The organism is Microbacterium sp. SORGH_AS_0454 (genome assembly GCF_031453395.1).
GTDB lineage: Bacteria > Actinomycetota > Actinomycetes > Actinomycetales > Microbacteriaceae > Microbacterium.
On sequence record NZ_JAVIYS010000001.1, the window covers coordinates 994,359 to 1,008,149 of the forward strand.

Sequence of the window (13,791 nt, forward strand, 5' to 3'; positions counted from 1 at the left end):
GGTACCGTGAAACGCGAGGAGGACCGATGACGCGACGATTACCGGTCGACCCGATCGCCGAGGCCAAGCGCCAGTGGCTCGCACACGGGTGGGACGACGCCGCCGACGGCATGACGGTCGTGACCTCGGTGATCCGCGCGCACCAGTTGCTCCTGGCATCCATCGATCGAGCGCTCAAGCCCTTCGACCTGTCGTTCTCGCGGTTCGAGATGCTGCGGTTGCTCGCCTTCACGCGAGAGGGCCGGATGCCGATGGCCAGCGCGATCGCGCGCCTCCAGGTGCACCCGACGAGCGTCACGAACACGGTCGAGCGCCTCGCTCGAGACGGGCTCGTGACGCGCGAACCGCACCCGACCGACGGGCGTGCGGCCCTGCTCGCGCTCACCGAGGACGGGCGTCGACGGGTCGACGACGCCACGACGGCCTTGAACGAGGTGTTCGCCGATCTGGGCCTCGACGACGAGGACGCGACGGCACTGGTGCGGATCATCGCGCGCTTCCGCAAGGGCGCCGGCGACTTCGCCGACCCCGCGCCGGTGCCCGATCCGCTCTGAGCGCTCATCGGTGCGTGAACGACGGCGACCGCTTCTCGCGGAAGGCCGCCATCCCCTCCTTCTGATCGGCGGTGTCGAACAGCGCTGCGAACGCCTGACGCTCGAAGCGCACGCCCTCGGCCAGCGTCGATTCCAGGGCCACGTCGAGAGCGGCCTTGGCCGCGTACAGGGCCGGGAGCGGCTTCTCTGCGATCGTGCGGGCGACCGCCTCGGCTTCGTCGAGCAGGTCGGCCGACGCCACCACACGAGAGACGAGTCCGGCGCGCTCGGCCTCGGCGGCGTCGATCATGCGTCCGGTGAGCACGAGCTCGGCGGCCTTGTAGTACCCGAGCGCGCGGACGAGCCGCTGCGTGCCGCCCATCCCCGGGATCACGCCGAGCTGCACCTCGGGCTGGCCGAACTTCGCGCGATCGGATGCCAGGATCACATCGCACATGAGAGCGAGCTCGCACCCGCCGCCCAGGGCGTACCCCGAGACCGCGGCGATCACGGGCGTGCGGACGGCGGCGAAGCGCGCCCAGGCACCGAAGTGGTCGGTGAGCATCATGTCGAGACCCGACTTCTGCTCCATCTCTTTGATGTCGGCCCCGGCCGCGAAGGCCTTCTCGCTGCCGGTCACCACGATCGCGCCGACGCCTTCGTCGGCGTCGAACGCCTCGGCAGCCGCGACGACCTCGGTCATGGTCCGCGTGTTGAGCGCGTTCAGGGCCTCGGGACGATCGAGAGTGATCCACCCGACTCGTGCGCGCTGCTCGACGCGGATCGTCTCGTACCCTGCATCGTGATCCGTCATGTCACTCCCGTCTCATCGGCGCGGCGAAGCCCGCACCGGCATGCTCGCACGACCCGCCGACATCCGCCCGGGCCTTTCCTCCGCGCGCGTCACGCGGCCAGGACGCTGCGGCCGACGATGAGCCGCATGATCTCGTTCGTCCCCTCGAGGATCTGGTGCACCCGCAGGTCGCGGACGACCTTCTCTATGCCGTAGTCCTGCAGGTAGCCGTATCCGCCGTGCAACTGCAGCGACTCGTTGGCGACGCGGAAGCCGACGTCGGTCGCGAACCTCTTCGCCATGGCGCACCGGGTCGCGGCATCCGGAGTCTTCGCATCCAGGGCCGTCGCGGCATCGCGCACGAGCAGTCGAGCCGCCTCGAGCTCCGTCGCCATGTCGGCCACCGCGAACACCACGGACTGCTTCTCGCTCAACGCCTCGCCGAACGTGAATCGCTCGTGCACGTAGGCGACGGCGCGATCGAGCGCCCAGCGCGCCCCTCCAATCGAGCAGGTGGCGATGTTGAGGCGACCGCCATTGAGGGCGTTCATGGCGATCGAGAAACCGCGCCCCTCGCCGCCGAGCAGGTTCTCGGCCGGCACACGCACCTCGTCGAGGATGACGGGCCGGGTGGGCTGGGCGTTCCAGCCCATCTTCTTCTCGTTCGGCCCGAACGACAGCCCCTCGGCGTCGGCGGGCACGAGGAAGGCGCTGATGCCGCGCGCCCCCGGCTCGCCCGTGCGCGCCATCACGACATAGACGCTCGCCTCGCCCGCGCCCGAGATGAACTGCTTCACGCCGGTGAGCACGTACGAATCGCCGTGGCGGATCGCCGAGGTCGTGATGGCCGCGGCGTCGGACCCCGCCCCGGGTTCGGTGAGGCAGTACGCCCCGAGGTCTTCCATCGCCGCGAGAGTCGGCAGCCACCGCTCACGCTGCTCGGCGGTGCCGTAGGTGTCGATCATCCACGCGACCATGTTGTGGATGGTGATGTAAGCCGTCACGGTCGGATCGCCGTAGGAGAGCTCTTCGAAGATGGCCACCGCGTCGGCACGAGACAACCCGGCGCCGCCCACGTCGTCGTTGACGTAGACGCCGCCGAGACCCAGCTCCCCCGCGCGGCGCAGGACGTCGCGGGGGAAGTGCTTCTCGGCATCCCATTCGAGGGTGTGCGGGGCGAACTCGGCGGCGGCGAAGTCCCGCACGGCCTCGAGGATGGCGTCGCGCTCGTCGGCCGACAGGGTGCTGCCGGGTGCGGCGTCGAGCGCGGGGGCAGGGGTGGTGTCCATGCGGCTCTCCTTCGTGGGGCGACGACCTCGTCGCACTGTTCAGAATAGCTGGACGTCCTAGTAATTAGTAGAGGGGCCGACGGATACTCGAGGACCACCCTCGTATCGCGCTCTGGGCGTCGCGTTCTCCCCCCGTTCACCGGACCGACACGAACTCCAGGCAAAATTCACAGGATCGCGCCTCCCGCGCGCTTCGCCATCCCCACCCGAACCCGAGGACACAGCCATGCCTTCGACATTCCTTCGCCGCGCCGCCGCGTTCACCGCGACGACCGCGGCGGTGTGCGCTCTCGCCCTGTCGAGTACCACCGCGGCATCCGCCGCGATCGTTTCGCAGCCCGTCTCGAACAGCGTCTCCGGCGCCGCGATCAGCGTGACCCCGGTCGGCTCGTACGACACCGGCGTCTACAAGGAGTCGGCCGCCGAGATCGTGCAGGCCTACCGCGACCGCCTGTTCGTCGTCAACGCGCAGGCCGGCACCGTGACGGTGCTCGACAACAGCGACCCGACCAAGCCCGTCAAGATGTTCGACATCGCCTCCGCCGGTGTCGCCAACTCGGTCGCCGTCCGCGACGACGGCCTCGGCGTCATCGCCTTCGAAGCCAGGACGAAGACCGACCCCGGCCACCTGGTCTTCTTCGACGCCAACAAGACGGATGCCGCGAGTGCGAAGCTCGGCGAGGTCATCGTCGGCGCCCTGCCCGACATGGTGACCTTCTCGAAGGACGGCTCCTACGTCGTCGTCGCCAACGAGGGCGAGCCCGCGGCCGACTTCTCGGTCGACCCCGAGGGCTCGGTCAGCGTCGTCGCGCTGTCGTCCGCCCTGTCCGCCCCCGCGCAGAGCGCCGTCAAGACAGCGGGCTTCCGCGCCTTCGAGCCCGGCGGGAGCAAGACGCTCGACTCCAAGGTGCGCATCTTCGGCCCCGACGTGGCCGCCCCGAGCCAGGACCCGGCGACCCTGTCGACCAACCGCGTCTCGCGCAACCTCGAACCCGAGTACATCACCACCGACGGCACCGTGGCCTACGTCACCCTGCAGGAGAACAACGCCGTCGCGACGGTGGATCTGACGAAGGCCGAGGTGACCGGCATCCTGCCCCTCGGGTACAAGGACTGGAGCGTCGTCGGACTCGACCCGAGCGACAAAGACGGCACGACGGCCGCCGAGAGCATCCGCCCCGTCGCCGGCCTCAAGGGCCTCTACATGCCCGACGGGATCGCCTCGTACTCGGCGAGCACCAACGGCAAGGCCACGACCTACCTCGTCACCGCGAACGAAGGGGACGGGCGCAAGTGGGGCTCCTTCGACGACGAGGCGCGCATCAACGCCTTCGGCAAGAACGGCCTGGCGCCCATCTGCGCCTCGAGCCCGCTCGCGGGCCAGACCGCCAATGACGCCGCCGGTCGCCTCAAGGTCGTCACCGACCTCGGCAAGACAGCGGACGGCTGCTACAGCGAGCTCTACGCCTACGGCGGGCGCTCCTTCTCGATCTGGGACACCAAGGGCGCTCTCGTCTTCGACTCGGGCGACCAGTTCGAGCAGAAGCTCAAGAACGTCGCCCCGCAGCTGTTCAACGTCTCGAACGACAACAACACCCTCGACGACCGCAGCGACGACAAGGGCCCCGAGCCCGAGAACGTCACCATCGGCGTCGTAGACGGCCGCACCTACGCCTTCATCGGCCTCGAGCGCGCGGGCGGCGTGATGGTCTACGACATCACCGACCCGACGAAGGCGAGCTACGTCACCTACGTCAACAACCGCAACGTCAACACCACGAAGGCGGACGACACGATCGACTTCGCCGCGTCCGGTGACCTCGGCCCCGAGGGCATCACCTTCGTGTCAGCCCTGCGCTCGCCCACCGGCGTGCCGCTGCTGGTCACGGGCAACGAGGTCTCGGGCACCACGACCGTGTTCGAGGTGCGTCCGACGCAGCCGAAGACCCCCGACCTGCAGATCCTCACGATCAACGACTTCCACGGACGCCTGCTGCAGGAGACCGGTGGCGTCGCCGGGGCCGCGGTGCTCGCCGGCGCCGTCGAGAAGTACCGCCAGCAGAACCCGAACACCCTGTTCGTCTCGGCCGGCGACAACATCGGCGCGAGCGCCTTCGAGTCGTTCATCGACCAGGACACCCCGACCATCAAGGCCCTCAAAGCCGCGACGCTCGACGTCAGCGCGGTGGGCAACCACGAGTTCGACCGCGGCTTCGCCGACCTGACCGAGCGGGTCATTCCCACCTACGGCGGCAACACGGGAGCATCGAGCGACTTCGCTCTCGGCGCGAACGTCTACAAGAAGGGCACGAAGACCCCCGCCCTCAAGCCCTACACGATCAAGCAGGTCGGCAGCACGAAGATCGCCTTCGTCGGCACCGTCACTCCGCAGACGGCCGGCATGGTCGACCCCTCGAAGATCACCGACATCGAGTTCGGCGACGAGACCGAGGCCGTGAACCGCGAGGCGAAGAACGCCCGCGCGGCGGGTGCCGACATCGTCATCGTGCTGGTCCACGACGGCTCGGAGAGCACGAACTGCACCACGATCGCGACCGAGTCCAGCGACTTCGGCGCCGTCGTGCGCGGTGCCTCCGCCGACGTCAACGCGATCGTCTCGGCGCACACGCACCAGAAGTACTCGTGCACCATCGGGGGTCGCTCGGTCATCCAGACCGGCTCGTACGGCACGAACCTCGGCACACTCGACATCGATCTGGACGCCTTGGGCAAGCTCGTGTCGATCGCGCCCGGCGTGCGCTCGCTCTACGACTCCACCGTGGGCCAGTACATCGCCTACCCCCAGGCCGCTGCGGCGAAGGTCGTCGCGGATGCCAAGGCCACCGCCGACACGAAGGGCAAGGTCGAGGTCGGCACGATCACCGCTGACATCACCCGCGCGAAGAACAGCTCGGGTGGCGAGGACCGCGGTGCGTACTCCACGCTCGGCAACACCGTCGCGGACGTGTACCTCTGGGCCACGAGCGAGAACCCCTCGTTCAACGGGCAGGACGCGCAGATCGCGTTCATGAACCCCGGCGGTCTGCGGGCCGACCTGCTCTACGGCTCCGACAACGGCTCCGTGTCGTACCGCGAGGCGGCCAACGTGCAGCCCTTCGGCAACACGCTGGTGACGCTGTCGCTCACCGGCGCGCAGCTGAAGCAGGTGCTCGAGCAGCAGTGGCAGCCGTCGGGTGCGGCGCGCCCGGTGCTCGCGCTCGGCGTCTCGAAGGGCTTCACCTTCCAGTACGACCCGAAGGCCGCGGAGGGCTCGCGGATCTCGTCGATCGCACTGAACGGAACGCCCATCGGCGCGACGACCTCGTACCGCGTCGTGACCAACTCGTTCCTCGCGGCGGGAGGCGACAACTTCGGCGTCTTCGCGCAGGGCACGAACAAGGCCGACTCCGGTCAGATCGACCTCCAGGCCACGGTCGACTTCTTCACCGCGAAGAAGACCATCGCGCCCTCACCTCTCGGCCGGGCGTACCTGATCGGTTCGACGCCGGTCGACGAAGGCACGCCGAAGCCGACGCCCACCGCCAACCCCACGGGCCAGCCCACCGGCAGCCCCACGGCGTCGCCGTCGACCTCGGCGCGCATCACGGCGAGCGCGGCGCGCGTCGAGCAGGGCGGGTCGTTCACCGTCACCGTCTCGGGGCTGAACGCCGGCGAGCAGCTGACGGCCACGCTCAACAGCACGCCGATCGTGATCACCGGCATCCCGGCCGCCGATGCCTCCGGCACCGTGACCTTCCGGGTGAACGTGCCCACGACTCTCGAACCCGGGGCGCACACGGTGGTCATCAAGCGCGCCGACGGCACCGTGCTCCCCGCTCTCGCGGTCGAGGTGGTCCGTAAGGGCGCCCTGGCGGCGACGGGCGCGCAAGCGCCGTGGGGCATCGCCCTCGCGGGCGGCTTCCTCGTGGTCGCGGGCGGTCTCGCCTTCGCGCTGCGTCGCCGCCGCACCGCCTGACGCGCGGATTCCGCAACGGCCCTCACCCCTCGGGGTGGGGGCCGTTGCGTGCAGGAATCGCCGGGCTCCGCCGCGTCGGGGCTCGCGCGAGAGACAGATCCCTTCGACTCGCGGCGAGCGCTGAGCCTCAGGCGCGGAGCACCTGGACGTGGACTCCGGATGCCGAGGACTCCACGCGCCAGACCTGCCCGCCGCCGCGGACGGCCGGGGCCGCCTGTGCCGAGATCACCAGGGCCGTGTGCTCGTCGATCGCCACGCCGTCGGAGACGAGCCCGGCATCGACCGCGGCGACCAGACGAGAAAGGGTCCCCCACTGGGCGGCGTGCACATCGACGGCGAAGTCCAGCAGTCCGAGGCCCGCGCGGACCTCGAGCTCGTCGAGCTCCTCGCCGGCGTTCTCCGACACGACCTCGACCCCGCCCAGACGGTATCCGCCGACCAGCGCCGGACCGGCGGCGATCACCGAGCCGGCAGAGAACCCGGCGTACGGCATCCCCTCGCGGACACGCTCGATCACGGCATCCCGGATCTGCGCGAAAGCGTCCAGGTAGGCCGGGGTGAGGCCGCCGCCGACGAACAGCGCGTCGGCGGCGAGCGCCGAGGCATCGAAGACCTCGCCCTCGACGATCGTCTCGACGCGGATCTCGGCGGGCACCGCCTGCGCTGCGTCCAACATGGCGCGGTGGAGGGCGATCCTGGTGTCGTCGTCGGCATCGAGCACGAGCACGAGCAGCAGCGCGATCACCGGAGGGCGGTCGCCTGCGCGCTCGCGCGCCTCGAGGACGAAGGGACGCAGCAGGTCGCCGCAGCGCGCGACGTCGCGCCCGCCGCCGAGAAGGAACACGCTCATACGCCCAGTATCGCGGGCCCGTCCGCGTCGCGATTCCTAGACTCGACGCATGGACATCCGCCTCCGACCGAGCGTGCCCGCCGACATCACCTGGCTCGTCGAGCTGCGCGCCGAGGTGTTGCGCGCCGATCTCGAGCGCCTCGGCCGCTACGACGAGCATCGCGTCCGCGAGCGCATGCGCGCGGGTTTCCGTCCCGAGTTCACGCGCGTCATCGTCGTCGACGGGGCGGATGCCGGCTCCCTCACCATCCGTCCGGACGGGGCCTCGCGCTGGGTCGAGCACTTCTATCTGGCATCCGCTCTGCAGGGTCGGGGCGTGGGCGGCGAGGTCCTCTCTCGCGTGCTGGCGGAACCGTGGGACGGCCCGACGCGCCTGAACGTGCTGCAGGGCAGCCCCGCCCGCCGCCTCTACGAGCGCGCCGGGTTCACCCTCGACTCCGAGGACGAGGTCGACGTCTTCCTGGTCCGCCCGGCGCACACCTGATGGCCCCCGCGCCGCGGCCCGCATCGCCCTGGGCGGGCCGTCCCGCGGACCCCGCCCCCGACACGCCGACCACCCGCCCGCCGCCCCGGCATGTCGCCGACGAACTGCGCGGGACGGCCCGCTTGGTGAGGGCGAAACCCGACTCAGTACCGCCGCAGCAGCGCGGCCAGGGCCTGTCCGCCACCGATGCACATCGTCACGACGGCGTACTCGAGGTCGCGACGGCGCAGATCGAGGGCCGCGCGCACCGTGAGGATTGCGCCCGTCGCACCGACCGGGTGGCCGAGGGCGATCGCGCCGCCGTAGGGGTTCACCTTCTCGGGGTCGAGGCCCGCGTCGCGGATCACCGCCACCGCTTGGGCGGCGAAGGCCTCGTTCAGCTCGATCACGTCGACGTCGGCCGGCGTGAGCCCGGTCTGCTCCCACAGCCGCTGCAGCGCGATGACGGGCGCATAGCCCATGATCTCGGGGTCGACGCCGGCGGTGGTCACGGCCTCGAGCGTCGCGAGCCCCGACAGACCGCGCTCGCGCACGTCGTCCTCGCGCATCAGCACGGTCGCCGCGGCGCCATCGTTGATGCCCGAGGAGTTGCCGGCCGTGACCGATCCGTCCTTCTCGAACGCGGGGCGCAGGCCCGCGAGGGCCTGCAGGGTCGTCCCCGGACGCGGGTGCTCGTCGACCGAGACCTCGACGGGCGTGCGGCCGCCGGTGGTCACGGGCACGATCTCTTCCGCGAAGGCCGCGCGCGCGGCATCCGTCGCCGCTCTGCGCTGGCTCTCGACGGCGAAGGCGTCCTGCTGCGTCCGCGAGACGGAGTATCGGGATGCCACGACCTCGGCCGTCGTGCCCATGTGCCGGCCGCTGAAGGGGTCGGTGAGGATCGCGAGCGTGCCGTCGAGGAGCTGCCGATCGCCGAGCCGCGCGTTGCCGCGGGCACCGTACTCGAGGAAGGGCGTGCGCGACATGCTCTCGTCGCCACCGGCCACGGCGACGTCGATCCCGCCCCAGCGAAGCTCCTGGGCGGCCGACCAGATCGCCTGCAGACCCGAACCGCAGAGGCGATTCACCGTGAACGCGGGCACGCGCGTGGGAAGGCCCGCGGCGAGCGCGACGCGACGGGCGTTGTAGGCATCGGGCCCGTTCTGGGCGATGCAGCCCATCACGACCTCGTCGACCGCGTCTTTCTCGACGCCCGCGCGACGCAGCGCCTCGGTGACGGCGACCGCGCCGAGCTCGTAGGCGTCCACGCCCGAGAGCGCTCCGCCGAACGAGCCGATGGGCGTGCGGGCGCCCGAGACCAGAACGATCTTCGGAGACGACATCAGCCGGCCGCTTCCTCGGGGCGCTCCTGGGCCTCGACGTCGGCGGCATCCGGGACGTAGCCCTCGACGTGGCGCTCGTCGGGACCGACGTACTCCGAGAGGGGGCGGATGAGGGCGTTCGACGCCTGCTGCTCGCGGATGTGCGCGGTCCAGCCGGTCACGCGCGCGGCGACGAAGAGGGGGGTGAAGGTGAGCGTGTCGAAGCCCATCAGGTCGTAGGCCGGGCCCGAGGGGTAGTCGAGGTTCGGGTAGATGCCCTTCCGCTCGACGAACTGCGACTCGAGCGCGTCGTAGAGGGCGGCGACGTCGGGACGACCGTAGTGCTCGACGAGCGTGTCGAGGGCGGCTTTCATCGTCGGCACGCGCGAGTCGCCGCGCTTGTAGACGCGGTGACCGAAGCCCATGATCTTGCGCTTGTCGGCGAGGGCGGTGTCGAGCCACGGCCCGACGTTCTCGGCCGAGCCGATCTCGGTGAACACGTGCAGCACGGCCTCGTTCGCCCCACCGTGCAGGGGACCCTTGAGAGCGCCGATCGCGCCGACGACCGCGGAGTACAGGTCGCTGAGGGTCGAGGCGATCACACGAGCGGTGAAGGTCGAGGCGTTGAAGGAGTGCTCGGCGTACAGGATCATCGAGCGGTTGAACGCATCGACGACGACCTCGTCGGCGTCCTCGCCGAAGGTCATCCAGAGGAAGTTCGCCGCATAGTCGAAGTCGTCGCGGGGCTCGACCAGCTCCTCTGCACGGCGGCGACGCTGACCGTACGCGACCACGGCGGGCAGCTGCGCCCACAGGCGGATCGAGCGCTCGAGGTTCTGTTCGGGCGTGCCCACGGCATCCATCACGTTCGAGATCCCCGCGGTCTCGCGCGCGCCGATCACGCTCACGGCCGTGCGTACCTCATCCATCGGGTGGGCGCTCGTGGGCAGAAGGTCGATCGCGGCGCGGACGTCGTCGCTCAACGCGCGGTGCGCACGCTCGGTCCGGCGCAGGTCGGCGAGCTGCGCGGCATCCGGAAGCTCCCCGTTCCACAGCAGGTACGCCACCGCTTCGAACGGCTGGGTGGCGGCGAGCTCCTGCACGGGGTAACCGCGGTACAGCAGGCTGTTGGTCTCGGGGTTCACCTTGCTGACGGCGGTCTCGTCGACCGTGACCCCGGCGAGGCCCTTCTTGATGTCGGTCATCGTCTCTCCCTTGAGTCGTGCTCGTGTGCGGCCGCGTCAGCGTTCGACGGTGAAATCGAAAACGTCGGCGTCGAAGCGGGTGTAGCCCTCGTAGTCGATGAGGTCGTACAGGTCGGCGCGGTGCTGCATCGCGCCGAGATGGTCGCGCAGGTGGCCCTCGGATGCCAGGGCGTCGAGGCCGCGGCCCGCCGCGCCCATCGCGAGTCGGAGCAGCGACACCGGCCAGATCACCAGGTTCACCCCGGCGTCTTGCAACTGCTGCGTCGAGAACAGCTCGCTCTTGCCGAACTCGGTCATGTTCGCCAGGATCGGCACGTCGAGCGCCGAACGCATCGCCTCGAACTCTGCGAGGTCGCGCATCGCCTCGGGGAAGATCGCGTCGGCGCCCGCGTCGACCAGGGCTTTCGCGCGGTCGATGGCGGCATCCAGTCCCTCCACCGCCCGCACGTCGGTGCGCGCCATGATCAGGAAGTCGGGGTCGCGGCGGGCATCGACCGCGGCGCGGATGCGCTTGATCGCGGTGTCGGCGTCCACGACGCTCTTGCCGTCGAGGTGGCCGCACCGCTTCGGGTTGACCTGGTCCTCGATGTGGGTGCCCGCAAGCCCCGCGTCTTCGAGGGTCTGGATCGTGCGGGCGACGTTCATCGGCTCGCCGAACCCGGTGTCGGCGTCGATGATCGCCGGCAGCTCCGTCATGCGCGCGATCTGCTGACCGCGACCCGCGACCTCGGTGAGGGTCGTGAGGCCGATGTCGGGCAGACCCAGGTCGGCCGAGATCACCGCGCCCGAGATGTAGACGCCGTCGAAGCCCTTGCGCTCGATGAGTCGGGCCGACAGCGGGTTGAAGGCTCCCGGCATCCGGACGAGTTCACCGGATGCCAGCTTCTCGCGCAGCGCGCGACGCTTCTGCTGAGCGGTGGTCTGGGCGTAGAGCATCAGTTCTCCTCCGTCGGGTGTGCACAACTCCTGAAGAATCGCGGCACAGCGACGCAGCACCCGCGGAATGACACGGAGCCGAAGCCCCCGACCGTGCAGACTTCAGGAGTTACGCACGGCCCGCGCATCAGAACAGCCCCTTCGGCGCGGGTGCGAGGGCCAGCACGCCGGGCTTCGCCACGATGGTGAGCTGCATCACCTCGGCGGGGGTCAGCTCGGGCAGGCGCTGCACGAGCTCGAGGAAGCGCTCGATCTCGTCGGGCAGCAGCACGGGCTCGGCGAGCAGGCGGAACTTGCGCACGTAGTCCTCGCGCGCGAACGGCCGGGCGCCGAGCGGGTGGGCATCGGCGACGGCGATCTCGTCTTCGACGATGGATCCGTCGGTCAGGGTGATCACGACGCGACCGCCGAAGGCCTTCTCGTTCGGGTCGTCGGAGTGGTAGCGGCGCGTCCACTCGGCATCCTCGGCCGTGGTGACCTTGTGCCACAGCGCGACGGTGTCTTCGCGGCCCGCGCGCTCGGGGGTGTAGGAGTCGACGTGGTGCCACGCGCCGTCCTGCAGGGCGACGGCGAAGATGTACGGGATCGAGTGGTCGAGCGTCTCGCGCGAGGCGGTGGGGTCGTACTTCTGCGGGTCGTTCGCTCCGGAGCCGATCACGTAGTGCGTGTGGTGGCTCGTGTGCAGGACGATGGATGCCACGTTGGCGGGCTCGCGCAGCTCGGGGCGCTCCGTGCCGAGGCGACGGGCCAGGTCGATCCAGGCCTGCGCCTGGTACTCGGCCGAGTGCTCCTTCGTGTACGAGTCGAGGATGCCGCGCTTGCTCTCGCCCTCGCCGGGCAGGGGCACGTCGTAGGACGCGTCGGGGCCGTCGAGCATCCAGGCGATCACGCCGTCCTCGCCCTCGTAGATCGGCGAGGGGCTGGTCTCGCCGCGCATCGCGCGGTCGACGGCTTCGATCGCCATCTTGCCGGCGAAGGCGGGCGCGTGCGCCTTCCACGTCGAGATCTCGCCCTTGCGCGACTGACGGGTGGCCGTGGTGGTGTGGAGCGCCTGGCCGATGGCCTGGTAGATCGTCTCCTGGTCGAGGTCGAGCAGGGTGCCGATGCCGGCGGCCGCGGCGGGACCGAGGTGGGCGACGTGGTCGATCTTGTGCTTGTGCAGCGAGATGGCGCGCACGAGGTCGATCTGGATCTCGTAGGCCGTGGCGAGAGCGCGCACGAGGGCGGCGCCGTCGCGCCCCGTGTGCTGGGCGACCGCGAGGACCGGAGGAATGTTGTCGCCCGGGTGTGAGTAATCGGCAGCGAGGAAGGTGTCGTGATAGTCGAGCTCGCGCACGGCCACGCCGTTCGCCCACGCCGCCCACTCGGGACTCGTGCGCCGCTCGAGCAGGCAGCCGAAGACCGTGGCCCCCGAGCCGCCGATCGAGACGGCGTGGTCGAGAGCCTGCTGACGCGCAGCGCTCACGGGCTGACGGGTGATCGAGGCGGCGGCGACGGCCGCGTTGTCGATGAGGCGGTTGACGATCATGTCCACCACGTCGTCGTCGACGGCCACCGGGTCGACCGCGACGCGGGCGAGCGCCCAGGCGAGCTGGCCCTCACGGGCGAGGTTCTCGTCGCTGCGGTGCACGCGCACGTGGTGGGTGATCGTCATGAGGGGTCCTCCGTGAGGGCTTCGAGGATGGTGGTGAGGGCGTTGTGCAGGTGCACGTGGGTGGCGTGCGCGGCGAGTTCGGGGTCGCCGGCGCCGATCGCTCTCGCGATCAGTTCATGCTCCCCGGCCGAGGCCGAGAGGCGAAGGGGGTTGTCTCGCGCCATGCGTCGCACCCGTACGAGGTGAGTGCGGACGCTCCGGAGCGCTGAGGAGAGGTAGGCGTTGTCGACGGCGTCGTCGATCGCGGCGTCGAAGCGGGAGATCAGGGCGTAGTACGCGTCGGCGTCGGTGGTGTCGACGGCGGCGAACTCGGTCGCGAGGCGTCGGAACTCCCCGCGATCGCCCCGTCGAGCGGCCAACCGCGCGGCCTCGGTCTCGAGCGCCCGGCGCAGGTCGAAGAGAGAGCGGATGTCGTCGGCGTCGATGCCGGCGACCACCGTCACGCGGGCTGAAGCCTGAGCGACGAGGCCGTCGGATGCCAACCGGCGCAGCGCCTCGCGAAGAGGCGTGCGGCTGACTCCGAGGCGGGTGGACTGCTCCACTTCGGCGAGGACGGTCCCCGGCGACAGCGTGCCGGTCTGGATCTCGTCGAGGAGAGTCGCGTAGGCACGATCACCCGCCCGCATGCTGCCCCCTCGCCGTCATTGCTCCAGTGTATGCAATCCGCCAGCGAAACGGAGATTTATTGCCTCCCGGATGCCGTCTAGGTATACACAGAGCGGCTCGATTCCCCCCTCGCGGAGCGGCCCGCCACCTGCCACACTGGGCGC

At 70.2% G+C, this 13,791-nt stretch carries 11 protein-coding genes; 3 read left to right on the top strand and 8 right to left on the bottom strand.

What is annotated here, in order from left to right; all coding sequences use genetic code 11:
• Window positions 1-26: 26 nt before the first annotated feature.
• Entirely contained in the window at window positions 27-554 is a 528-nt protein-coding gene (locus QE454_RS04535) for a MarR family winged helix-turn-helix transcriptional regulator (protein WP_210076050.1), read from the top strand.
• A 4-nt stretch (window positions 555-558) separates the two neighbouring features.
• Here the strand turns inward: QE454_RS04535 and QE454_RS04540 are convergent, their stop codons facing one another.
• On the bottom strand, window positions 559-1,347 hold the full coding sequence (locus QE454_RS04540) for an enoyl-CoA hydratase-related protein (protein ID WP_307313525.1): 789 nt from the start codon (window positions 1,345-1,347) through the stop codon (window positions 559-561).
• A gap of 89 nt (window positions 1,348-1,436) precedes the next feature.
• Window positions 1,437-2,615 carry an acyl-CoA dehydrogenase family protein gene (locus QE454_RS04545; RefSeq protein ID WP_307457647.1) on the bottom strand — a complete coding sequence of 393 codons (1,179 nt, stop codon included), beginning with the start codon at window positions 2,613-2,615 and terminating at the stop codon, window positions 1,437-1,439.
• Window positions 2,616-2,841: 226 nt separating this feature from the next.
• Here QE454_RS04545 and QE454_RS04550 point away from each other — a divergent pair, with 226 nt between their 5' ends.
• Window positions 2,842-6,591 carry a choice-of-anchor I family protein gene (locus QE454_RS04550; RefSeq protein WP_307457644.1) on the top strand — a complete coding sequence of 1,250 codons (3,750 nt, stop codon included), beginning with the start codon at window positions 2,842-2,844 and terminating at the stop codon, window positions 6,589-6,591.
• 127 nt (window positions 6,592-6,718) lie between these two features.
• Here the strand turns inward: QE454_RS04550 and QE454_RS04555 are convergent, their stop codons facing one another.
• Window positions 6,719-7,441, bottom strand: coding sequence for a Type 1 glutamine amidotransferase-like domain-containing protein (locus QE454_RS04555; protein WP_307457640.1), 723 nt, complete (start codon window positions 7,439-7,441; stop codon window positions 6,719-6,721).
• A gap of 49 nt (window positions 7,442-7,490) precedes the next feature.
• Here QE454_RS04555 and QE454_RS04560 point away from each other — a divergent pair, with 49 nt between their 5' ends.
• Window positions 7,491-7,925 (top strand): GNAT family N-acetyltransferase, encoded by a 435-nt coding sequence (locus tag QE454_RS04560; protein WP_307457638.1) that lies wholly within the window; start codon window positions 7,491-7,493, stop codon window positions 7,923-7,925.
• Window positions 7,926-8,068: 143 nt separating this feature from the next.
• On the opposite strand, the gene QE454_RS04565 is transcribed toward QE454_RS04560, so the two are convergent.
• The 5 genes from QE454_RS04565 to QE454_RS04585 form a co-directional block, all read right to left on the bottom strand.
• A complete protein-coding gene (locus QE454_RS04565) occupies window positions 8,069-9,247 on the bottom strand; it encodes a thiolase family protein (RefSeq protein WP_307457635.1) in 1,179 nt (392 codons plus the stop codon).
• Complete coding sequence (locus tag QE454_RS04570) at window positions 9,247-10,431, bottom strand: bifunctional 2-methylcitrate synthase/citrate synthase (RefSeq protein ID WP_307457633.1); 1,185 nt, start codon at window positions 10,429-10,431, stop codon at window positions 9,247-9,249. Before QE454_RS04570 ends, QE454_RS04565 begins: the two co-directional genes overlap by 1 nt.
• Window positions 10,432-10,467: 36 nt before the next feature.
• Window positions 10,468-11,367, bottom strand: coding sequence for a methylisocitrate lyase (gene prpB, locus QE454_RS04575; RefSeq protein WP_307457628.1), 900 nt, complete (start codon window positions 11,365-11,367; stop codon window positions 10,468-10,470).
• 127 nt (window positions 11,368-11,494) lie between these two features.
• The gene (locus QE454_RS04580; RefSeq protein WP_307457622.1) at window positions 11,495-13,021 is read right to left on the bottom strand and encodes an MmgE/PrpD family protein; all 1,527 of its coding nucleotides are present in this window, start codon (window positions 13,019-13,021) and stop codon (window positions 11,495-11,497) included.
• Window positions 13,018-13,647 carry a GntR family transcriptional regulator gene (locus tag QE454_RS04585; RefSeq protein ID WP_307457619.1) on the bottom strand — a complete coding sequence of 210 codons (630 nt, stop codon included), beginning with the start codon at window positions 13,645-13,647 and terminating at the stop codon, window positions 13,018-13,020. The genes QE454_RS04580 and QE454_RS04585 overlap by 4 nt, the downstream gene beginning before the upstream one ends.
• Window positions 13,648-13,791 lie beyond the last annotated feature (144 nt).